20 protein-coding genes are annotated in these 20645 nt (G+C 66.1%); 5 read left to right on the top strand and 15 right to left on the bottom strand.

Going from position 1 to position 20645, the window contains the following annotated elements; all coding sequences use genetic code 11:
- Positions 1–101: 101 nt before the first annotated feature.
- The gene (locus U5A52_RS04710; protein ID WP_321934068.1) at positions 102–830 is read right to left on the bottom strand and encodes a peptidoglycan DD-metalloendopeptidase family protein; all 729 of its coding nucleotides are present in this window, start codon (positions 828–830) and stop codon (positions 102–104) included.
- 291 nt (positions 831–1121) lie between these two features.
- On the opposite strand from U5A52_RS04710, the gene U5A52_RS04705 reads away from it, so the two are divergent.
- Positions 1122–1442: a hypothetical protein gene (locus U5A52_RS04705; RefSeq protein ID WP_254316654.1), complete on the top strand. Its 321-nt coding sequence runs from the start codon at positions 1122–1124 to the stop codon at positions 1440–1442.
- Between the two features lie 367 nt (positions 1443–1809).
- Complete coding sequence (locus U5A52_RS04700) at positions 1810–2382, top strand: DUF2968 domain-containing protein (RefSeq protein ID WP_321934067.1); 573 nt, start codon at positions 1810–1812, stop codon at positions 2380–2382.
- On the opposite strand, the gene U5A52_RS04695 is transcribed toward U5A52_RS04700, so the two are convergent.
- From U5A52_RS04695 to U5A52_RS04640, 12 genes are all read right to left on the bottom strand, one after another.
- The gene (locus tag U5A52_RS04695) at positions 2383–3306 is read right to left on the bottom strand and encodes a dihydrodipicolinate synthase family protein (RefSeq protein ID WP_321934066.1); all 924 of its coding nucleotides are present in this window, start codon (positions 3304–3306) and stop codon (positions 2383–2385) included.
- A gap of 17 nt (positions 3307–3323) precedes the next feature.
- Positions 3324–5051, bottom strand: a complete 1728-nt coding sequence (locus tag U5A52_RS04690; RefSeq protein WP_321934065.1) for an IlvD/Edd family dehydratase — start codon at positions 5049–5051, stop codon at positions 3324–3326.
- Between the two features lie 527 nt (positions 5052–5578).
- Positions 5579–5905, bottom strand: coding sequence for a DUF4148 domain-containing protein (locus U5A52_RS04685; protein WP_158760898.1), 327 nt, complete (start codon positions 5903–5905; stop codon positions 5579–5581).
- A 212-nt stretch (positions 5906–6117) separates the two neighbouring features.
- Entirely contained in the window at positions 6118–7527 is a 1410-nt protein-coding gene (gene gndA / locus U5A52_RS04680; RefSeq protein WP_321911550.1) for an NADP-dependent phosphogluconate dehydrogenase, read from the bottom strand.
- A 119-nt stretch (positions 7528–7646) separates the two neighbouring features.
- Positions 7647–8261 carry a DUF938 domain-containing protein gene (locus U5A52_RS04675; RefSeq protein WP_321934064.1) on the bottom strand — a complete coding sequence of 205 codons (615 nt, stop codon included), beginning with the start codon at positions 8259–8261 and terminating at the stop codon, positions 7647–7649.
- 59 nt (positions 8262–8320) lie between these two features.
- Positions 8321–8938, bottom strand: coding sequence for a pyridoxamine 5'-phosphate oxidase family protein (locus U5A52_RS04670; protein ID WP_321934063.1), 618 nt, complete (start codon positions 8936–8938; stop codon positions 8321–8323).
- A gap of 28 nt (positions 8939–8966) precedes the next feature.
- Positions 8967–9833, bottom strand: a complete 867-nt coding sequence (locus U5A52_RS04665) for an NAD-dependent protein deacetylase (protein ID WP_321934062.1) — start codon at positions 9831–9833, stop codon at positions 8967–8969.
- A 21-nt stretch (positions 9834–9854) separates the two neighbouring features.
- Complete coding sequence (locus U5A52_RS04660) at positions 9855–10100, bottom strand: oxidoreductase-like domain-containing protein (protein WP_321934061.1); 246 nt, start codon at positions 10098–10100, stop codon at positions 9855–9857.
- Positions 10101–10208: 108 nt separating this feature from the next.
- Positions 10209–10973 carry an SDR family oxidoreductase gene (locus U5A52_RS04655; RefSeq protein ID WP_321934060.1) on the bottom strand — a complete coding sequence of 255 codons (765 nt, stop codon included), beginning with the start codon at positions 10971–10973 and terminating at the stop codon, positions 10209–10211.
- Positions 10974–11000: 27 nt separating this feature from the next.
- The gene (locus U5A52_RS04650) at positions 11001–11942 is read right to left on the bottom strand and encodes a transporter substrate-binding domain-containing protein (protein WP_321934180.1); all 942 of its coding nucleotides are present in this window, start codon (positions 11940–11942) and stop codon (positions 11001–11003) included.
- A 187-nt stretch (positions 11943–12129) separates the two neighbouring features.
- Positions 12130–13023: a LysR family transcriptional regulator gene (locus U5A52_RS04645; protein ID WP_321934059.1), complete on the bottom strand. Its 894-nt coding sequence runs from the start codon at positions 13021–13023 to the stop codon at positions 12130–12132.
- Positions 13024–13132: 109 nt separating this feature from the next.
- Positions 13133–14542 (bottom strand): DUF2252 domain-containing protein, encoded by a 1410-nt coding sequence (locus tag U5A52_RS04640; protein WP_321934058.1) that lies wholly within the window; start codon positions 14540–14542, stop codon positions 13133–13135.
- Positions 14543–14834: 292 nt separating this feature from the next.
- On the opposite strand from U5A52_RS04640, the gene gltS reads away from it, so the two are divergent.
- The 3 genes from gltS to U5A52_RS04625 all read left to right on the top strand — a co-directional run bounded on the left by gltS (position 14835) and on the right by U5A52_RS04625 (position 17923).
- Positions 14835–16049: a sodium/glutamate symporter gene (gltS, locus tag U5A52_RS04635; protein WP_321911560.1), complete on the top strand. Its 1215-nt coding sequence runs from the start codon at positions 14835–14837 to the stop codon at positions 16047–16049.
- Positions 16050–16132: 83 nt separating this feature from the next.
- Complete coding sequence (locus U5A52_RS04630; RefSeq protein WP_321911561.1) at positions 16133–16753, top strand: LysE family translocator; 621 nt, start codon at positions 16133–16135, stop codon at positions 16751–16753.
- A gap of 192 nt (positions 16754–16945) precedes the next feature.
- A complete protein-coding gene (locus U5A52_RS04625) occupies positions 16946–17923 on the top strand; it encodes a 2-dehydropantoate 2-reductase (RefSeq protein WP_321911562.1) in 978 nt (325 codons plus the stop codon).
- Between the two features lie 118 nt (positions 17924–18041).
- On the opposite strand, the gene U5A52_RS04620 is transcribed toward U5A52_RS04625, so the two are convergent.
- Together U5A52_RS04620 and oxlT are read right to left on the bottom strand one after the other, a co-directional pair.
- Entirely contained in the window at positions 18042–19163 is a 1122-nt protein-coding gene (locus U5A52_RS04620; protein ID WP_321911563.1) for a LysR family transcriptional regulator, read from the bottom strand.
- Positions 19164–19185: 22 nt separating this feature from the next.
- A complete protein-coding gene (oxlT, locus tag U5A52_RS04615) occupies positions 19186–20544 on the bottom strand; it encodes an oxalate/formate MFS antiporter (RefSeq protein WP_321911564.1) in 1359 nt (452 codons plus the stop codon).
- Between the last annotated feature and the right edge of the window lie 101 nt (positions 20545–20645).

Below are 20645 nucleotides of genomic sequence, written 5' to 3'. Positions count from 1 at the left end.
CGTGCGCGCGCCTTGTCGGGCGCGCGCTCTCGCGGCGTGAGAACCATCGAGTGTATTTTCAAACGGCGGCCCAGCGCAATGCCGGGGCGCTCGCGCCGCGGCTAGTGCGCGAGCAGCGGCAGCGGATCGACGGGCTTGCCGTCGCTGCGGACTTCGAACTGAACGCCGCCGGAGCCCATTTCCGCGATCGGCTGGCCTTGCGAGACGGCGTCGTCTTCCTTCACGAGCAGCCTGCCGTTGCGGCCATAGGCCGTGACGACCTGGTCGTTGTGCTTGATGATCACGAGCGGTCCGTAGGCCTCGATACCCGTGCCCGCGTAGACCACCCGGCCAGCGGCAGCGGCCTTGACCTCCTCGCCGGGCGTGCCGCCGATCACGATGCCGGTGGACTTGCCCGGCACGAAGCGCTGCAGGATCGGGCCGCGTGCGGGCCACGCGAGCGCGATGGCGGGCGCGACGGGCGCGGGCATGGCTACGCCGGCTGCGGCGGGGGCGCTGGGCACCTGCACCTGCCCCGGTGGTGTGGCGGCTGCGTAGTTGGGTGGCGGAGCGACGCGCAACACCTGGCCGGGCAGGATCTGCACGTTGGCCGAAGGCAGCTGGTTCCAGATCGCGATGTCCTGCGGACGCTGGCCGAAGGCCCCGGCGACGCGCGCGAGTGTGTCGCCCGGATTGACGCGGTAGTAGCCCGCCGGCACGCCGCTCGTGGACACTGGAGGCGCGCTCGGGGACTCCGCCCACGGCGTGAAGGTGCTGCTACAGGCGCTGCAGACGAGCGTAAGGGCGGCCAGCGCCGCATACGCGCCCGGGTTTCGCCGTTGTCGATTCATCTTGCTGTTCCTCGCTTGGTCCTCGCGTATGAAGAAAAATACGCGTAGGGGATGCGCGGCGGGCCGCAGGCGTTCGCTTGCGCGCCACATTCCGCGCGAATTGCATCGATGCCAGGCCGGAAATGGCGAACGTCCCCCATTATATCGTTCATGCCCGAACCGCCTTTTTTAGCCGGCATGCGCGCCCCGCCTGCGTTTGCGCGGGTCAACGCCTATACTGGTTCACGCGTCACCCGATAATCAGATGAAAGGCCTCTCGCTGCAGTCCCAATGGCCCTGAGGGATCCGAGAATGAACAAAGCCACCTTTCTTTCGCTGCAGCTCAACGTCGAAGATGTCACGTCGTCGCCGGGCCTCGTCGAATTGTTGAACAACCATCTCATCTTCGCAGCCGACGTGGCCGAGGCCGCCGACGAACTGGTGCAGCACGCCAGCATCGCGCGGCTTTCCGGCGCCACCCAGGCGTGCGTGGAAATTCCCGCCGTAGTCATCGAGCGCCTGCGCGATGCGCTCGACACCCTGAGCGGCTATGACGAAACGTGGCTTTTCGCACTCGAACCCGGCCGTGCGCTCTTCGACGACATTGCACGCCGGCCGCGCCTGCTTCACTAGTACACGAACCCGGAGCGGACGGCGCCCTACCCGCATCGCCCGCCCCATTTGCCTGCGCGCTGGCGCCTGTGTGCCATGCTGCCGCGCGCGGAGCGCCTCGTTTTTGGCGCGCCAAACTGGGGGAACCGCCGTGAAATCCATTTTGAACCGCCGTAACACCGCGCTCTCTGGCGCACCATCGCGCATCCTTGCCGTGGCCCATGATGCCGCCACGCAACGCGCCGTCGCAAGTGAAGCTGCCAGCCGCGCGCCGCGATCCGCGGCCAATCCCGCCGATTCCGCAGTGACGCCAACCGAGACCACCGTCGAGATCGAGTCGCGCGCGGAGGCGACCGTGGGATCCGAGGGCGCCGGCGGAACGCGAACGGTGTCCACACTCCATCCGGTGCCGGTCATGCCCGCGCACCTGAACGGCCGCCCGGTGCAGATCGCCGACGGCGCCGCGTTCGAAGCGCTCCACGCCGCCGACGAGTTGATGACGTTCCGCGTGTACCGCTGCTTCGCCTATACGGTCAGCCTCTTCTTCCATGCACCCACGCTCGGCTACTTCGTCGCGCTACATCAGGAAAGCGTACTGTGGCGCGCGCTGAAAGCCAACGATCTCGACGCGGCCGGCTCGGCGTTTCACTTGATGCAGGAGCAAGCCACGCGCCTCGCCGACGGCGAAACGCGCCGCGTGCAGCTCGTTGCGCAAAACGCGGAACTCTCGCGGCAAATCGAGGAGTCGGAAGCCCAGGCCGAACGCCTGCGCGTGGACCTGCAGCGCCACGCGGAACAGGAGGTAACGGTGACGGGCCGCCAGAGTCAGGTGCGCAAGGAAGTCGCGCAGCTGGAGGCGCAGCGCATCGCCGCGCAGGCGCAGTTGAACAAGGCACACCGGGCGCTGCATCAGCTCAAGGTCGCGACGAGCGAGGGCGTGCCGCATCTGCATGCGCGGTGATCACGCAAGCGGGCCCAGTTGCCGCGCGAATCGCCGGGCGGCTTCCAGGCCGAAGCGGCTCGGCGCCAGCTTGACGTCGCGCTCGTACTCGACGTCGATGCCCATGCGCCACGCCGCGATGCGCTTGCCGTAGCAAATCAGCGTATCGAGCGACTGCATGACGAAGACGATGGCAGGCAGCACCTGCTGGTAAAGGGTCTGCGCGCGCTCGATATCGCCTGAACGGAACGCCGTGTAAATCTGCTGCTGCCAGTCGAAGCAGTCGGGCGCGACGATCATGCCCGCGCAGCCGGCGCGCAGGTTATCGAGCAATTCCATGCCGCCGCGCCCGTTGAGCACGGGCATCAGGTCGCCGATCTGCGCGATCGTTTCGGCAATCGTCACCGCGGGGCCTTCACCTTTGAGCACACGGAAGTTCGGACATTGCGCCGCAAGCGCGCGCAAACTGCCCGGCGAAAGCCCGACGCCCAGATACTCCGGCGCGTTCTGAATGCCGACCGTCACATCCAGCCCCGTCATCACGCCAGCGAAGAAGTCGAAATAGAACGATTCGGGCTGTGCGCTTTCGCCCTGCGCGCGCGCCGGCGGCTGGAGGATCAGCCACGCCGCGCCGCGCTCGATGGCGAATTGCGCGAATTCGCGCTGCGCCGCCACCGTGGGACCGCTCACCGTGACGGCAAGCGGCAGCGCGCCGCCGCTGTCCTCCTGCGCCCAGTCGATCACCTGCTCGCGTTCAGCGCGCGAAAGCTTGTTGACCTCGGTCGCGAGCCCGAGCACCGCCATGCCCGGCGCCCCGCCGCGCACGGCCGCTTCGACCTGGCGGCGCATGGCCGCGCGGTCGAGGCGGTTTTCGCGATCGAAGAACGCGTAGAGGATCGGATAGATGCCGGCAATGTCGCCGACGGATGTGGCAGGCGCTGCCATCGCTGCCTCCGGCACGATCAGTGCGAGTCGCGCGGCACGGCCGCACCGCTCGCGCCAACGAGAAAGTCCAGGTCGGCGCCCTTGTCGGCCTGCAGCACGTGTTCGACGTAAAGCCGGTAATAGCCGCGCTCGGGCAGCTCGGGCGCCTTCCACTCAGCCTTGCGGCGCGCGAGTTCCTCGTCGGAGACCTCCAGATGCAGGCGCCGCGCCGCGACGTCCAGCTCGATCATGTCGCCCGTGCGCACGAGCGCGAGCGGACCGCCCGCCGCCGCTTCGGGCGACACGTGCAGCACGACCGCGCCATACGCCGTGCCGCTCATGCGGCCATCCGAGATGCGCACCATGTCGGTAATGCCCTTTTGCAGCACCTTCTTCGGCAGCGGCATGTTGCCGACCTCGGCGAAACCGGGGTAGCCCTTGGGCCCGGCGCCCTTGAGGACCATGACGCAATGCTCGTCGATATCGAGCGAAGCGTCGTCGACCTTTGCGTGCAGTTCCTCGACGTTCTCGAACACCACCGCGCGGCCGCGATGACGCAGCAGCGCGGGCGTGGCGGCAGAAGGCTTGATGACCGCGCCGTCGGGCGCGAGGTTGCCCTTGAGCACGGCGATTCCCGCTTTGGGCTTGAACGGCTGCGCAAACGAGGTAATGACTTCGGCGTTGTAGTTCGGCGCCTCGGCCACGTTTTCCCAGATGGTTTTACCGTTGACGGTCAACGCGTCCCGATGCAGCAGCCCTTGTTCGCCGAGTTGGCGCAGCACCGCGGGCAAGCCGCCCGCGTAATAGAAGTCCTCCATCAGGAAGTGGCCTGAAGGCTGCAGATTTACGAGGCACGGTATGTCCGAGCCGAGTTCCCAGTCGTCGAGCGAAAGCGGCACGCCAATGCGCCGCGCGAGCGCGAGCAGATGCACGACGGCATTGGTCGAGCCGCCGATGGCCGCGTTGGTGCGGATCGCATTTTCGAATGCCGCGCGCGTGAGGATCTTCGACATCGTGAGGTCTTCGCGCACCATCTCGACGATGCGCCGGCCGGCGAGTTGCGCGAGCACCTGGCGGCGCGCATCGACAGCGGGGATGGCCGCATTGTGCGGCAGCCCCATGCCGAGCGATTCGACCATCGAGGCCATCGTGGACGCGGTGCCCATGGTCATGCAGTGGCCGCGCGAGCGGTTCATGCACGACTCCGCCTCGACGAATTCGGCCTGCGACATCGTCCCCGCGCGCACTTCCTCGGACATTTGCCACACGCCCGTGCCCGAGCCGATTTCGTGGCCGCGAAAACGTCCGTTGAGCATCGGGCCGCCCGACACCGCGAGCGCGGGCAAGTCGCACGACGCTGCGCCCATCAGCAAGGCCGGCGTGGTCTTGTCGCAGCCGACGAGCAAAATCGTGCCGTCGATCGGATTGCCGCGAATCGACTCTTCGACGTCCATTGAAGCGAGGTTGCGAAACAGCATCGCGGTGGGCCGCAGGTTCGACTCGCCAAGCGACATCACGGGAAATTCGAGCGGCAGGCCACCGGCTTCGTACACGCCCTTCTTCACGTACTGCGCGAGCTCGCGAAAATGCGCGTTGCACGGCGTGAGTTCCGACCACGTATTGCAGATGCCGATGACGGGGCGGCCGTCGAATGCGTCGTGAGGGATGCCCTGATTTTTCATCCACGAGCGGTGGATGAAGCCGTCCTTGTCGGCTTTGCCGAACCAGGCCTGGCTGCGCAAGGGCTTGCGGGTGGGGTGGGTCATGGCGGGGCGTCTCCTGTCGCTGGGCAACTGTTATGGAAACTGCCGACCGATCATAGGAGTGGCGTCCGGACCCGTCAATGTTTGCTACGGCGTCCTTAGACAGCGGAAAACGCGCCACAAAAAAGTACGGGCCGGTGGAGAACCGGCCCGCGCTGGACTGCCTTTTGCAACAACGTACTGCGTACTGCCTGCTACACATCATGCGTACTGCTACTGCACGGCTGCACCTCTCACTGCGCCAGCCAACTTCAACTACCTTCTGCTCTCTCTGCGTACTGCAACTGCTTCACTGCAACAACTGACCTGCGTACTGCCTACTGCGTATTGCAACTGCACACCGCGAACTGCCACTTCTACTGCAACCGCTCTCTACGTACTGCGACTGCAACTTCTACCGCAACAACTCACTGCGTACTGCAACGACTCAAACTACAACTTCTGCTGCAACTACCAACTACGTACAGCGACAACTCACTACAGGGGGTAGCTTGCCGGAACCGCCGGGAGCGGTTCCGTTCGGTCAGGGCTTAGTGGCCGAAGTAAATGCGTTGGTTCGGTGCGACTTGCGCCGGTTGCACCGCTGCGCCCGACTGCGACGTGCCGACTGCCGGTGCGCCGTAGCCGCTGGTGTCGCCGGCGGCGAGCTTTTCCTCGGTCACGCGGGCTTGAGCGGCCTGCAGGTTTTCCGGGTAGTTCACATGGTCAGCCGACGGGTTGTAGCCAGCCTTCTCGAGTTGAACCAGTTCTGCGCGCACTTGAGCGCGGGTCAGGCCTTGCTCGCTCGACTGGGCGAACGAGATTGCCGGAACAGCAAGAGCGGCGGCAACAACGGCTGCGGAAATAAGCTTGTTCATGATCGGACCTCCATCTGTTTTATGTCGGCTTCGGAACACCGTGTTCGTCAGCCGTTGAATACAGTGTAGGCCTCCGGCTCATATAGGGAAAACCCTTATTCGTCAAAACACCGTTGCAATTCTCGCAATAAAAAAAGGTGAGTCCCAAGGACTCACCTTTCGATTCCAACAAAGACCGCAACGACATTGCGGTCTTTTGTCTTGCAATTTCCTTACGACCAGTCGGCGTGGAAGCTGCCGGGCTTGTCGATGCGCTCGAACGTGTGCGCGCCGAAGAAGTCGCGCTGCGCCTGCACGAGGTTGGCGGGCACGCGCTCCGAGCGGTAGCCGTCGAAGTAGGCCACCGCCGACGAGAACGCCGGCACCGGCACGCCCGCGCTCACCGCCTGGATCACCACGTCGCGCAGCGCCGACTGATAGTTGGCCGCGATGTCACGGAAATAGGGATCGAGCAGCAGGTTATCGAGCTGCGGGTTCTTCGCGTAGGCGTCCATGATCTTCTGCAGGAAGCGCGCGCGGATGATGCAGCCGGCGCGGAAAATCTTGGCGATCGTGCCGTACTGCAGGTCCCACTTGTACTCGTCGGAGGCGGCGCGCAGTTGCGCGAAGCCTTGCGCGTACGAAATGACCTTCGAGAAGTACAGCGCGCGGCGCACCGACTCGATGAACGCCTTGCGGTCGCCCGAGAACGGCTTCGTGTCCGGGCCCGAGAGCACCTTGCTCGCCGCCACGCGCTGCGTCTTGAGCGACGAGAGCACGCGCGCGAACACGGCCTCGGTGATGAGCGGCAGCGGCGCGCCGAGATCGAGCGCGTTCTGGCTGGTCCACTTGCCGGTGCCCTTTTGCGCAGCGCGGTCGAGAATCACGTCGACGAGATCCTTGCCCGTTTCCTCGTCCTTCTTGGTGAAGATCTTCGAGGTGATTTCGATCAGGTAGCTGTCGAGTTCGCCCTCGTTCCATTCGGTGTAAACCTTGGCCAGTTCCTCATTCGAGAGGCCGACCACCTGCTTGAGCACCGCGTAGCTTTCGGCGATCAGCTGCATGTCGCCGTACTCGATGCCGTTGTGCACCATCTTCACGAAATGGCCTGCGCCGTCCGGACCCATGTAGGCCACGCACGGCTCGCCGTCCGGCGCCTTCGCGGAGATTTCAGTCAGGATCGGCGCAACGAGATCGTAAGCATCGCGCTGGCCGCCCGGCATGATCGACGGGCCTTTAAGCGCGCCTTCCTCGCCGCCCGACACGCCCGTGCCGATGAAATGCAGGCCCGACTTGGCGAGTTCCTGATTGCGGCGGATGGTATCGGTGAAGTGCGTATTGCCGCCGTCGATCAGGATGTCGCCCTTCTCGAGCAGCGGCTTGAGCGCGGCAATGGTGTCGTCGGTGGGCGCGCCGGCCTTCACCATCATCAGAATGCGGCGCGGTTTTTCGAGCGAATCCACGAACTCTTCGAGCGTGTACGCCGGCACGAGCTTGCGATCCGGATACTCAGCGATCAGCTCGTCGGTTCGGGCGCGGCTGCGGTTGAACACCGAGACCGCATGGCCGCGGCTTTCGATGTTGAGCGCCAGATTGCTACCCATCACGGCCAGACCCACAACGCCGATTGGCTGTTTGCTCATGTTGTTTCTCCACTTCATTCATAGACGGCGCCGCAACGGGGCGCCAACCGTGCAAGCATAAGGGAAACGCCCTGGAGCCGCGCGCACGCGCGCAATGCGGCTCATGTTTCCCTACCTGCTTAGCGTTTTCGGAACACCAGGCTGAAATTGTTCGCCGGCATCGCCACGCGCGCTTCGCAGTCGAAGCCTTGCGCCAGCGCCAGCGCCTCCACGGCCTCCATGTCGCGCACGCCCCAGGACGGGTCGCGCGCGCGCAAGTCGGCGTCGAAGGCCTCATTGCTCGGCGCCGTGTGCGCGCCTTCGCGCCGGTACGGCCCGTACAGCACGAGCGCGCCCCCAGAAGCCAGGCGCGCGCCCGCGCCTTTCATCAGCGCTTGCGCGGCCTCCCATGGCGCGATGTGAATCATGTTGATGCAAACGACGGCGTCCACCACGTCGATCGGCCAAGGCTCGCGTCGCACGTCGAGATCGAGCGGCGCGCGCAGGTTAGCCAGACCCGTGTGCTCGCGCCAGGCGTCGATCGAAGCGCGGGCGCGCGCGTCGGCATCGCTCGGCTGCCACACGAGGTCGGCAAACGCGGCGGCGAAATGGACCGCATGCTGGCCGGTGCCGCTCGCGATTTCGAGCACCGTGCCCCGCGCGGGCAGCGCGCCGCGCAGCACCTCCAGGATCGGCGCGGCGTTGCGCGCGGCGGCGGGGGCGGAAAGACGTTGCGCGGATTGCGGGTCGTTCATCGTGTTGCGTTCTCTTCAGCGTTGAATCGGCGTTGAACCGGCGTTGAACCGGCGTTCACTCAGTACAGCGTGGTCTTGATGCGTTCGGCGAGACCGGCTTCGTAGGTCTCGGCGTCGAACGTCTCGCCATATTGCTCCTCGTTCACGCGGCGCAGCATCTCGCCGGCGCTCGGCAGATGCGAGCGTTCGACGTGGTGCGACGGGTCCCACAGCTTCGAGCGCACGATGGCCTTGGAGCAATGGAAGTACACGCTTTCCACGTCGATCACGAGCACCGAGCGCGGCGGCTTGCCATCCACGGCGAAGCTCGCGACGAGTTCGGGGTCGGTGCTCACGCGGCCGCGTCCGTTCACGCGCAGCATCTCGCCCACGCCCGGCACCATGAAAAGCAGTCCCACCTGCGACGAAGCGACCACGTTGCGCAGGCTGTCCACCCGGTTGTTGCCGGGGCGGTCGGGCAACGCGAGCGTGCGCTCATCGAGAATGTGCACGAAACCGGGGGCGTCGCCGCGCGGCGAACAGTCGAGGCCTTCCGGGCCGCCCGTGGCGAGCACGACGAACGGCGAGCTTTCGATAAAGCGCCGGTAGTCCGCGTTGACGTGATCGATTTCCTTGCGCAACGCGCGTTCGTGCGGTGTGCCGTAGTGGGCTTCGAGGGCGGCTAGCGTGGTCAGCATGGCGTCGGTTCCGTGGAATCGTGGCGTGTCAGGGGACGAGGCGCGCGCCCAGTGCGTCGAGCACGGCGGCGCAGGGTGCTTCGAGCTTCAGCGCGAGGAGCGGGTCGGCGCGCGTCTTGCCCATGTTGATCGCGGCCACGGGCTTGCCGCGCTGCTGCGCCCAGGCACAGAAACGATAGCCGGAATACACCATGAGCGAGGAGCCGACCACGAGCACGGCGTCGGCCTCGTCGAGCGCGTTCGAGGCGCTGGCCACGCGCTCGCGCGGCACGTTCTCGCCGAAGAACACCACCGAAGGCTTGAGCAGGCCGCCACACGCCGCGCATGCGGGCACGTGGAAAGCGTTGGCGCCGTCGAAGTCGAGATGGGCGTCGCCGTCGGCGGCGGGTTCCGCGATCGCGCCCGCAATGTCCGGATTGCGCGCCACGAGTTCCGGCTGGATCGCGGCGCGCGAATACTGCGCGCCGCAGTCGAGGCAATGCACGTGCGCGATGCTGCCGTGCAGTTCGATCACGTCGCGGCTGCCCGCGCGCTGATGCAGCCCATCCACGTTCTGCGTGACGAGCGTGCGCGCGTAGCCCGCCGCACCGAGGCGCGCGAGCGCGCGGTGTGCGCCGTTGGGCTGCGCGAGACCCACCGTGGGCCAGCCGACCAGGCTGCGCGCCCAGTAGCGCCGACGCATGCTCTCGGAGCCGAGGAATTCCTGCAGCGTGATGGGCGGCGAGCGCTTCCAGGCGCCGTTCTCGTCGCGGTAGCCCGGAATGCCCGAATCCGTGCTGATGCCCGCGCCGGTCAGCACGAACAGGCGCGGATGACGCTCGACGAACGCCTGCAGCGCGTCGAGCGCGGCGGCATCGAGAACGGGAGCGCTGGGAGCGAGGATGGGGTCGGTCATGGCGGCGGGTAGCAATGCAGTTCAGTGCGAGGGCTTGCCGCGCGATTCGGTGGATTTCGCGGCTGGCTTGCGCGAGGCTTTCGCCTGCGCCGCGCGCTCGGCTTCGCGCACTTCCCACGCAGCCAGCGCGGCGCGATACCGGCCGAATTCCTCGTCGTATAGATCGAAGATGCAGGGGTCGCAGCCGCTATGGCAGCAGTCGTCGTTATCGGGACATGCGGGCGGCTGGGGACGCGGATCGTCGTCCGGACGCGGGGGCAAAGACATGGGCGCTCAGGCGGCGTGGTGGTTCAGCGCCCAGTATACGGGACTGCGCGCAAGCGCGTGCGGACGCGCCTGCGTCCGCTTACATCCGTTTGCGCCCGTCTGTTGCGCTCAGCCTCGGCCCACGAACGGCATCTTCGTCGCCATGATCGTCATGAACTGCACATTCGCTTCGAGCGGCAGTTGCGCCATGTGCAGCAGCGCGTCGGCCACGCGTTCCACGTCCATCAGCGGCTCGACGGCAATCTCGCCGTTCGCCTGCGGCACGCCGCGCGCCATGCGCTCGGCCATCTCCGTCGCCGCGTTGCCGATATCGATTTGCCCGCACGCGATGTCGTAGCGCCGGCCATCGAGCGAAACGGTTTTGGTCAGGCCGGTGATGGCGTGCTTGGTGGCCGTATAGGCGATGCTGAACGGCCGCGGCGCATGCGCGGAAATCGAGCCGTTGTTGATGATGCGCCCGCCGCGCGGCGTCTGCCGCTTCATGAGCCCGAACGCCGCGCGCGTGCACAGGAACACGCCGGTGAGGTTTGTATCGACCACGGCGCGCCAGTCGTCCACCGAAAGCTCGTCGATGTCCACGGCCGGCGCGTTGCGGCCCGCGTTGTTGAAGAGCAGATCGAGCCGGCCGTAGCGCGCGCGGATCGTCTCGAAGAGCGCCTCGACGGCCGCCGCGTCGGTCACATCGCAGGGCGCCGTCAGCGCCTCTTCGCCACGCGCGCGTGCCTCGCTGGCGAGCGCTTCAAGCGGCTCGGCCCGCCTGCCCGCCAGCACAACGGCGAAGCCATTGGCCAGCAGCCGGCGCGCGCACGCGCGGCCTATGCCGCTGCCCGCGCCCGTCACCAGTGCGATTTTGCGTTGTTGCGTATCACTCATCGTTGCCTCTTGCTTTCGGTTGAGCCTTCAGTCGAGCGGCTGGTCGTTGGGATTCGCGAAGAGCGCTTTCATCGGCTCCGACATCGGATAGTCGAGGTTCACGCCCGCAGGCGGAATGGGCGACTCGAACCAGCGCCGGTAAAGCGCCAGCGCTTCGCCCGAGCGCTCCATCTTCGCGATGGTGTCGTCGGCAATGCGCTTGAACGCGGTGTCGCCGCGCCGGAACATGCAGCCGTAGACCTCCGACCTGGCCGGGGTGCCAACGATCGCGTAAGCGTGCGCGTCGCTCATGGCATTCGCGCTTTGCGCCACCGGCGCACCCGGCGTCTCGCTCGCCATGTAGCCGGTTGCGAGCGCGGCATGCAGCAGCGGCTCATCCATCACGAAGGCAACGGCGCGTCCCGAGCGCACGGCTTCGACCGAATCGCCATGAGTCTTCGCTACGACGATGTGCATGTTCATCGCGCGCTCCAGGTTCCAGCGGCGCAACAGGCGCTCTTCCGAAGTGCCCGCGGTCGTGACCACGGTGCGGCCCGCGAGATCGCCGAAGTCCTTGACTGGCGAGCCGCGCTTCACGAGCATGCGCACGCCGTACTCGAAAAAGCTGTTCGAGAATGCGACGTCGTTCTCGCGCTCGCGTGTATGGGTCGTGGTGCTGCACTCGAGATCGACCGTGCCGTTCTGCACGAGCGTGATGCGATTTTGCGGCGTGACGATCACTTCGCGCACGCGCAGCGCCGGAAGCTTCAGTGTTTCGCGCACGCTTTCCACAATGCGCTCGGTAATCTCGTACGAGTAGCCCGTTGCGTGCCCGCCGCCGGCCATATAGGAGAAAGGCACGGTCGCATCGCGCACGCCAATGGCGATCGTGCCGGTGTCGCGAATCTTGCGCAGCGTGGGGCTTTCCAGTTCATCGGCATGCACCGCGCCCGCAGACGCGCAGGCGCACGCGAGCGCCGCGCAGCGCATGGCCAGGAGCGCGCGCGCCATGCTGCCGCGCCGCATGGAGCCACTCGGTGTTCCGGCGATGCCCAGCGGCTTTGACTCGCGCTTCAACCGTCTCTCCTGTGGATCGCTCATTCGTTCGCTTGAAGCGCGCACCGCGCCGCTTCCCCCTGCGCGCAATTGTACCGGTGGCCCGTGGCGGCTCGCGCCTTCACACCGCGCAAGAATGCGCGAGGCTTGCGCGCAGCACTTCCACGAACGCGTTGCCCGCCTGCGAGTCCATGCCGCCTTCGCGCCACATGGCGAACACGCCGACCGTGAGCGCCGGTTCGACGCGCCGGATCGCCACGGGCTCGCCCGCCCCGCGCGCGCTGAGTTCGTCGAGCAGCACGCGGCCGACGCCGCGTGCCGCAAGTGCGCGCGCGACGTGCCACGTTTGCGCCTCGACTGCCGCGAGCCGGTCGTCCACGCCTTCGGCTTCGAGCAGGTTGCCAATCGCCTCGCCGAGCGGGTCGACGTTGCCGATGCTGATCCACTCGCCGTCGACCAGATCGCGCAACGCGAGCGGCGCATGTTCCGGCGTGGGGTCGTCGGGCGGCGCGACGCAGACCACGGCCGTGCGCGCGAGTTCGACGGCGGCAATGCCCGGCCGCGCGGGCGGATTGAGCGCGACGCCCAGATCGAGTTCGCGCGTGAGCAGCGCGTTGAGCAGTTCGGCCGTGTGGCGCGTCTGGATCTTGAGCGACACATCGGGATAGCCCGCGCGAAACGACTGCACGGCAGCCGGAATCAGGCTCATGCCAAGGCTGGGCAGACAGCCGATGCGCAACAGCCCTTGCGGACGCAGCGCGAGATTGCGCGCGAGATCGCGAATGCCGTCGAGGTTCGATTGCAGCTTCTGCGTCTCGGCGAACAGCAATTCCGCCTCGCGCGTGGGCTGCAGGCGGCCGTGCGCGCGGCTGAAGAGCTTCAGACCCGCGCTGCGCTCCGCATGCGCGAGCACCTTGCTGACCGCGGGCTGGGACACGCACAGCAGCTCTGCCGCTTTGGAGAGCGAGCCGGTGCGCATGATCGCGTGAAAGACTTCGATATGACGTAGACGCATGGGGCGCATGCCGCGCATGCGTTCATGCGCGGCGTGACGAAAGAAAACCGCAAGGATAGCGCGTTCGGGCCTGAAGCCAAATGCGGATCAAATGCGGCTCAAACGTGGTTCAAACGCGGAAATCGGACGCCATATCCTCTTCGCTGCGCGCGACGATCTCGCCGCTGCGCGCGGCCTTGACGAACACGTCGTAATCGCGCTCCACCTGGTCGGCATAGCTGAACGCGTAGGTCGTGAGCGCCTCCGCGAACAGGTCGCTGCGGCCAATGTACGAAGAGATTTCGATAGCCGAGCTGCCCGACTTCGCATGCGCGCGAGCGAGCGCCCAGCCGCACAGCCTCGCATAGCCGCACAGCAGCGTGCTGTCGAGCAGCTGGAGATCGATCGAAAGCTTCATGTCGCGCAACTGGCGCACGTAAAAATGGCGCCCCGCGGGCCCCGTGGTCCAGCCAAGAAAGATGTCGCTCGCCGCCTGCAGAAGACGCTGGCCGTGCACGACACGCGCACCTTCGTGCTTGATCGAAGGCGACTTGAAGTACTGCGAAACAACTGAGCGCCGTGCCTCTTTCACCTGCAGAAAGAGCGGCTTCTCGTGATGATCGACGAGCAGCATCACGAGGCAGCGCGTGCCCACGCTGCCCACGCCCACGACCTTGAACACCAGATCCTGAATCGCGAAGTGATCGAGCAGTTCGCGCCGGTCGGGCGCGAGCGTTTTCGTGTATTCCTCGTACATCGGCTCGATCAGCGTGCGCCAGTCGCCGAGCGTGAACCAGTCGTCTTCCGGGTCGAACAGCGTGTTCACGCCGTGCACGTGAAAGAGCGCGGGCGGCACGTCGTGAATCGTCCAGTGATCACCGTCGCGCTCCGCTAGCTTTTCGAGCAGGTTCTCGTGCGTGCGGTTCGCGGCCTTCTCCATGCCGCGCCGGATCAGGCGTCGGCCTTCGGGCGTGAGCGCAGTTTCGACCATGCGATCGAAGGTGATTTTGTCGTACCAGAGATCGAGCGCGCCGTACTCGGCATATTGGCGCAGGCGGTCGCGATAGCTGGTCACGGCCGCCATCACCAGTTCCTCGGCCACGCCGCGCGAGTAGCGCATGTGCCGCGCCGCCACGACGAAGCTCGCCACGAGGCGCTTCACGTCCCATTCCCACGGGCCGGGCGCCACCTCGTCGAAGTCGTTGAGATCGAACACGAGCTGGCGCTCGGGCGTGGCGAAGCCACCGAAGTTCAGCAGATGCGCGTCGCCGCAAATTTCCATTGCCATGCCGGTGCTGGGCACGCCGGCGAGATCGTGCGCCTGGAGAATCGCGCTGCCGCGAAAGAACGTGAACGGCGAGACGATCATGCGCCCGTAGCGCAGTTGCACGAGGTTCGACACGCGGCCTTCGCTGCTTGCGCGCAGGAGGGCTAGCGGATCGCGCTTGAAGGTGCCGGTTTCCTTGTGGCTCGAACGTTTCGAGCGCTCGCGCACGGCACGCCCGGCCGCCTCGCGTTCAGCAACGGTGCTCCCATTCATGACCTTCTCCGGTTCTTGTACGGTCTCGCGCCGTCCTCGCAGACGGCCAGACTCGGGGGATATTCGTCCTGCATGAGCGGCGGCCTCGCGCGCGGTGGCCGCGGCGGAAGCGTTGGCGTTCCGCTTGCATATTTAAGCGTGGGGCCCCGTTTCGTGCAAGCAACGTGGCCGGAACCGGCGCCCGGTTGTACACCTCTGCGCACCATGCGCGCAACGCGCGAGCGCGTGGTGTACCGTGCGCGAAAGATGCGCCGCACGCCTTGCGCCCTCACCGCCCCGCCGGACACCCGCCATGAACGTCACAGTTTACGGAACGCTCGTCGTCGCATCGCTCGTGCTGCTGGCCGGACAGTGGCTCGTCGCCGCCGTGCCAATCTTGCGCAAATGGACGATACCGGAACCCGTAGCGGGCGGCATCGTCGCCGCGCTGATCGTGTTCGGTCTGCACAGCTTCGCGCACATGGACGTGGTCTTCGACACCTCGCTGCAAGCGCCGCTCATGCAAGCATTCTTCGCCACCATCGGCCTCAATGCGAACCTCGCCAACCTGAAACACGGCGGCCCTGTGCTCGTGCGCTTTCTCGCCGTGGTGGTCGCGCTTCTCGTGCTGCAAAACGTGCTGGGCATTGCGCTCGCCATGGCGTTCGGCGTCGATCCGCTGTACGGGCTGCTGGGCGGCTCGGTGTCGCTCGCGGGCGGGCATGGCACGGGCGCCGCGTGGGGCGCGGTGTTCACCGAGCATCACGGGCTGCAGTCCGCCACCGAAGCGGCCATTGCCTGCGCCACGTTCGGGCTGATCATGGGCGGCATTCTGGGCGGCCCGGTGGCGCAGCATCTGATGAAGCGCATCGGCACGCCGGCTGGCGACGCGGCGCCCGACGCAAGCGGCGCGGCAACGCCCGACCCGTACGCATTCGAAGAACCGAAAGCCGAGCAGCCCACCACGCCGGGCGCGTTCATCAACACGCTCACGCTCATCGCCATCAGCCTAGCTGTGGGCGACGCGCTCTCCGGGCTCATCGCGGGCACCGCGTTCGAATTGCCCACCTTCGTGTGCGTGCTGTTCGTAGGCGTGCTGCTCGCCAATGGGCTCGCGCTCCTCGGGCGCCCCGTGGCCGAGCACGCCGTCGCGCTGATCGGCAACGTGAGCCTCGCGCTCTTTCTCGCCATGGCGCTCATGACACTGCGCCTGTGGGACCTCGCCGCGCTCGCGCTGCCGGTGTTCACGATCCTCGCCGCGCAAACGCTGCTCATGGTGATCTACGCGATCTTCGTGACGTTCCGCGTGATGGGCGCAGACTACGACGCTGTCGTGCTTGCGGCCGGCCACTGCGGTTTCGGCCTCGGCGCCACGCCCACGGCGATCGCGAACATGCAGGCGGTCACGGCCCGCTTTGGCCATTCCCATCTCGCGTTTCTCGTGGTGCCGATGGTGGCCGCGTTCTTTATCGACATTGCCAACGCGATCACCATCAAGCTCTTTCTCCTGCTGCCGATTTTCCATTGAGCGGCAGGGCGTCTCACGCCAACCGCGCTAGAATGGTGCGATTCACGGCGCGCCGCGCACGGCGCCAACGTTCGAGCGTCACTATGTCCCTCACTGCCTGGCTCTTCTTTCTGCCCGCCTGTTTCGCACTGAACATGGCGCCGGGGCCGAACAATCTTCTCTCCATCAACGTCGCCGCGCGGCACGGCTTCCTGCGCGCGTTCCTTGGCGGCGCGGGGCGGCTCGTGTCGTTCGCCGCCATGATCGCGCTCGCGGCCACCGGGCTTGCCGTCGTGCTGCGCGCCTCCGAGGCGGTCTTTTTCGTCATCAAACTGGCGGGCGCCGCTTACCTCGTGTGGCTCGCCGTGCAGCTTTGGCGCAGCGACGCCAACCCGATCGGCGAGAGCACGGACAGCGACGCCTCGCTCGCGCGCCTTGCGTGGCGCGAGTGTCTTGTGGCGGCGGGCAACCCCAAGGCGATTCTCGTTTTCACGGCCTTCCTGCCGCAATTCGTCGATGTCGCGAAGCCCATCGCGCCGCAGTTCGGCGTGCTCGGCGCGAGCTTTCTCGTGCTCGAATGCGTGGCCATCGCGCTCTATTCGCTTGCCGGCATGTACCTCGGCCGCTGGCTCACGCGCACCACCGTGCGCCGCTGGTTCAATCGCACCTGCGGCGCGTTTCTCGGCCTGATCGGCGTGAGTTTTCTGCTTGTGCGGCGCGCCTGAAGGCCTCGTTGCGCAACGCTTTATCCATAAGTTTCTCTTGATGATTTTCGCGAGAAACTTTAACTGTCGTTAATCGACAGCAGCCCCTATGCTCAAACCATCGTCCGGGGTCGCGGCGAGCGCCTGGCTTTTCCCCAACGCTCTCTGAAACGCCCACGGACAAGCGGTTTTCAACGTCATTGGGGTTTCAACATGAAGATCTGCATCTTTGGAGCGGGCGCCATTGGAGGCATGATGGGCGTGCAACTCGCACGCGCAGGCGCCGACGTGAGCTTCGTTGCCCGCGGCCCGCATCTGGCCGCCATGCGCGAAAACGGCGCTCGCCTGCTGATGGACGGTGAGGAGTACGTGGCGAAGGTGCGCTGCACGTCCGACCCGCGCGAACTCGGTGTGCAGGACGTCGTCATCATCACGCTCAAGGCGCATTCCGTGGCGGGCGTGATCGACTCGATGCAGCCGCTCCTCGGCAAGCATACGGCCATCGTCACAGGCACCAACGGCATTCCCTACTGGTACTTCTACCAGCACGGCGGCAAGTTCGCGGGCACGCGGCTCGAAAGCGTCGACCCGGACGGCTCGCAATGGAACCGCCTCACGCCCGAGCGCGCGATTGGCTGCGTCCTCTACCCGGCCGCCGAAATCGACGCGCCCGGCGTGATCCGCCATGTGTACGGCAAGAAGTTTCCGATTGGCGAGCCTTCGGGCGAGCGCACCCCGCGCATCGTCCAGCTCCATGAAGCCATGCAGGCCGCCGGGTTCGATGCGCCGATCCGCGAGAACATTCGCGACGAAATCTGGCTCAAGCTGTGGGGCAATCTCTGCTTCAACCCGATCAGCGCGCTCACGCACGCCACACTCGACGTCATCACGAGCGACCCGGCCACGCGCGCCGTGGCGCGCACGATGATGCTCGAAGGCAAGCGTATTGCCGAGCAGTTCGGCGTGAATTTCCGCGTGGACGTGGAGCGGCGCATCGACGGCGCGGGCGCGGTGGGCGCGCACAAGACCTCGATGCTCGTCGACCTGGAAACCGGCCGGCCGATGGAGATCGATCCGCTGATCACCGTCGTGCAGGAAATGGGCAAGCTGGTTGGCGAGCCGACGCCGGCCATCGACACGGTGCTCGCGTTGATCAAGCAGCGTGAGCGCATGGCCATGCAGGCGGCTTAAGTCACGGCGAAGGGGCGGCGCGTGCGCCGCCTTTTTTTGCGGGATTGCGGAGCCTGGAAAAGCAAAACGGATCGCATCGAGCGATCCGTTTTTGCTTTGCAGCAGAAGGAAACACGCGCTATTCGATGCGCGCGTGTGTGCGGGTCACTTGCAGCGGCGGCGGCGCATCGGCGCTGCGCAGCGCGACGCGCATCGGCGCGCCGTTCGAGCCGCGCATCGGCGAGCCGTCGATGGAGGTTTCCGGCAGCGCTTCGTTGTCCTGCGACGAAGCCTCCGCGTCCGAACCGTCTGGCGCCGCGCTGTCCGCCATAAACTGCGACCACGCCGCCTGAGCGCAAGGCCGCAGCGAACGATGGCGGCGGCGCACGAGCATCGTCGTCACGTTGACGACAGGATGCAGCAAACGCGTAACGAGCGGCCCCGCAGGCGCAGGCCAGTGACACGTTGCGTGCGCAACTTCCCCTGAGCGATGCGCATGCCCTGCGCGCGCGCCCTCCACGCACACCGGCAGCACGCCGATGCCCATGCCGAGCTGCGCCATGCGCGCCACGCCCGCCACGTGCGCGAACTCCTGCAGCGGCCTCCCCTCGGGCCGCAGACCGTCCAGCGCGCGCATCACCGCACCGCGGCAACCCGCGTCGCGATTGAGCGTGACGAGCGGCTCGCGCGCGAGATCGTCCCATCGCAGCGCCCCCTGTAGCGCAAGCGGATGGTGCGCGGGCAAGAGCGCGCATAGCGGTGTGGCGGAAAGCGGCTGCACGTCGAGATTGCCGCTCGCGAACGGCACGCTTTCGGCGATCACGCCGAAATCGGCCTCGCCCTGCTCGACCGCCTGCAGCACAGCCGCCTGCGGCAAGTCCTGCAATTGCAGCGTGAGCGAAGGAAAGGCCGCGGCGCAGCGCGCGAGCGCGGCGGGCACCCAGGTCGACGAGAGCACCGGGTTGCTCGCCACGAGCACCACGCCGCTATGCGACTGGTGCGCGTCGCGGCCCTCGCTGAGCGCCATCTCGATCTCGTCGAGCAGGCGGCCGATGCGCCGCTCGAAGCCGCTGCCCGCGAGCGTGAGCTCGACCTGGCGCGTGGTGCGGTCGAAGAGCTTGAGTTCGACCGCTTCTTCCAGTTCGCGCACGCAGCGGCTCACCGCCGACTGCGTGAGCCCGAACTCGCGCGCGGCGCGTGTGAAGCTGCGCGCCCGCGCCACCGCGACGAACACCTTGAGTTGCTGGAGCGATACGTTCATCGACATGGCGGGCCCGCGCGCTTCATTCGCCGCTTTGGTTGGACCAGTGCGGCAATCCCGCGCCCGTATTCGTTGCCAGCGTGACGTTGGGCTCGCTGCCTGCTTCGTTGCTTGCTTCGCTGCTTTGTTCGATCAGGCGCTTGCGCATCGGTGCGAGGAAGAACTTGGCGCTCACGCCCGCCGCGATCGTGATGACCGCAGCCGCGATGAACACGGCGCTCCAGCCGCCCGTGGCAGACAGCACCGAGGCTACCGGCACGAGCAGCGCGGCGGTGCCCTTCGCGGTGTACAGCGTGCCGGCATTGGAGGCGGCGTACTTGCTGCCGAACGTGTCCGCGCAGATGGCCGGAAAGATCGAGAAGATCTCACCCCAGAACAGGAAGATCAGCGCAGCGAAGACCATGAATGCATACGGGTTCGTGCCGAACTGCATCATGCCGAGCAGCGCGAGCCCTTCGCCCACGAAGATCAGGAACATCGCGTTCTCACGGCCGATCTTGTCGGAAATGAAACCGCACAGCGGACGCGTAAAGCCGTTGCAGATGTTGTCGATCGAGAGCGTGAGCGTGAGCAGCGGCAGCGTCATGCCGAATACCGTCATCGGAATGCGGGCGAGGCCCCAGTCCTTGGCGATCGGTCCGATCTGCGCCGTTGCCATCAGGCCGCCAGCGGCCACCGCGACGAAGCAGATGTAGATCACCCAGAACACCGGCTGCTTGACCATCTGCCCCGGCGTGTAATCGACGCGCGAGACGAGACTGCGGCCAGCCACGACGAAGGAGCGCGGCGGCACCGGCTTTACGAGCAGGAACGAGAGCACGAGGATCGACACGCCCTGCAACACGCCGAAGAAGAAGAACGTGTGCTCGTAGCCTGAGCGCGTGATCATGTTCGCAATCGGAATTACCGTCACGGCAGCGCCGGCGCCGAAGCCCGCGGCCGTGAGACCGGCGGCGAGACCGCGGCGGTCCGGGAACCACTTGAGCGCGTTGCCCACGCAGGTGCCATACACGCCGCCCGCGCCGATACCCGCGATCACGGCAGAAACGTAGAGCATCGGCAGCGTCGTGACGTAGGAGTTGATCACCCAGGCGAGGCCTGCGCAAACCGCGCCGCCTGCCACGACCGGACGCGGGCCAAACTTGTCGACGAGCCAGCCTTCCACCGGCACGAGCCAGGTCTCGGTCAGAATAAAGATCGAGAACGCCAGTTGAATCTCCGCCTGGCCCCAGTGGTGACGCGAGTTCATCGGTGCGACGAACAGCGTCCATGCGTATTGCAGGTTGGCAACGAGCGCCATGCATAGCATGCCCACCACCAGTTGAAACCAGCGGTTCGTCCAGAACGGACCGCTCTCGCTCCTCTGACCGATTGCATTCATATCGCTTGTCTCCGCTATCTATTCATTGCAGCCGCGCAATTGCGGGTCTGCATAAATTCAGGCTTATGGTTTTATCTTTTTCACTTCCAGATGCTGTTTTT

The organism is Paraburkholderia sp. J8-2 (genome assembly GCF_905220195.1).
Lineage (GTDB): Bacteria > Pseudomonadota > Gammaproteobacteria > Burkholderiales > Burkholderiaceae > Paraburkholderia.
The sequence above is the reverse complement of the archived record's forward strand: the minus strand, read 5'-3'. Positions and strand labels throughout refer to the sequence as shown.

What these genes read in the sequence shown, in the direction of transcription:
- U5A52_RS04665 (WP_321934062.1), bottom strand. Translation starts at nt 9,833, where the DNA reads ATGACCGACCCCATCCTCGCTCCCAGCGCTCCCGTTCTCGATGCCGCC.
- U5A52_RS04650 (WP_321934180.1), bottom strand. Translation starts at nt 11,942, where the DNA reads ATGCGCTGCGCGGCGCTCGCGTGCGCCTGCGCGTCTGCGGGCGCGGTG.
- gndA (WP_321911550.1), bottom strand. Translation starts at nt 7,527, where the DNA reads ATGAGCAAACAGCCAATCGGCGTTGTGGGTCTGGCCGTGATGGGTAGC.
- U5A52_RS04625 (WP_321911562.1), top strand. Translation starts at nt 16,946, where the DNA reads ATGAAGATCTGCATCTTTGGAGCGGGCGCCATTGGAGGCATGATGGGC.
- U5A52_RS04655 (WP_321934060.1), bottom strand. Translation starts at nt 10,973, where the DNA reads ATGAGTGATACGCAACAACGCAAAATCGCACTGGTGACGGGCGCGGGC.
- gltS (WP_321911560.1), top strand. Translation starts at nt 14,835, where the DNA reads ATGAACGTCACAGTTTACGGAACGCTCGTCGTCGCATCGCTCGTGCTG.
- U5A52_RS04620 (WP_321911563.1), bottom strand. Translation starts at nt 19,163, where the DNA reads ATGAACGTATCGCTCCAGCAACTCAAGGTGTTCGTCGCGGTGGCGCGG.
- U5A52_RS04670 (WP_321934063.1), bottom strand. Translation starts at nt 8,938, where the DNA reads ATGCTGACCACGCTAGCCGCCCTCGAAGCCCACTACGGCACACCGCAC.
- U5A52_RS04630 (WP_321911561.1), top strand. Translation starts at nt 16,133, where the DNA reads ATGTCCCTCACTGCCTGGCTCTTCTTTCTGCCCGCCTGTTTCGCACTG.
- U5A52_RS04710 (WP_321934068.1), bottom strand. Translation starts at nt 830, where the DNA reads ATGAATCGACAACGGCGAAACCCGGGCGCGTATGCGGCGCTGGCCGCC.
- U5A52_RS04705 (WP_254316654.1), top strand. Translation starts at nt 1,122, where the DNA reads ATGAACAAAGCCACCTTTCTTTCGCTGCAGCTCAACGTCGAAGATGTC.
- U5A52_RS04695 (WP_321934066.1), bottom strand. Translation starts at nt 3,306, where the DNA reads ATGGCAGCGCCTGCCACATCCGTCGGCGACATTGCCGGCATCTATCCG.
- U5A52_RS04645 (WP_321934059.1), bottom strand. Translation starts at nt 13,023, where the DNA reads ATGCGTCTACGTCATATCGAAGTCTTTCACGCGATCATGCGCACCGGC.
- U5A52_RS04660 (WP_321934061.1), bottom strand. Translation starts at nt 10,100, where the DNA reads ATGTCTTTGCCCCCGCGTCCGGACGACGATCCGCGTCCCCAGCCGCCC.
- U5A52_RS04690 (WP_321934065.1), bottom strand. Translation starts at nt 5,051, where the DNA reads ATGACCCACCCCACCCGCAAGCCCTTGCGCAGCCAGGCCTGGTTCGGC.
- U5A52_RS04640 (WP_321934058.1), bottom strand. Translation starts at nt 14,542, where the DNA reads ATGAATGGGAGCACCGTTGCTGAACGCGAGGCGGCCGGGCGTGCCGTG.
- U5A52_RS04685 (WP_158760898.1), bottom strand. Translation starts at nt 5,905, where the DNA reads ATGAACAAGCTTATTTCCGCAGCCGTTGTTGCCGCCGCTCTTGCTGTT.
- U5A52_RS04675 (WP_321934064.1), bottom strand. Translation starts at nt 8,261, where the DNA reads ATGAACGACCCGCAATCCGCGCAACGTCTTTCCGCCCCCGCCGCCGCG.
- oxlT (WP_321911564.1), bottom strand. Translation starts at nt 20,544, where the DNA reads ATGAATGCAATCGGTCAGAGGAGCGAGAGCGGTCCGTTCTGGACGAAC.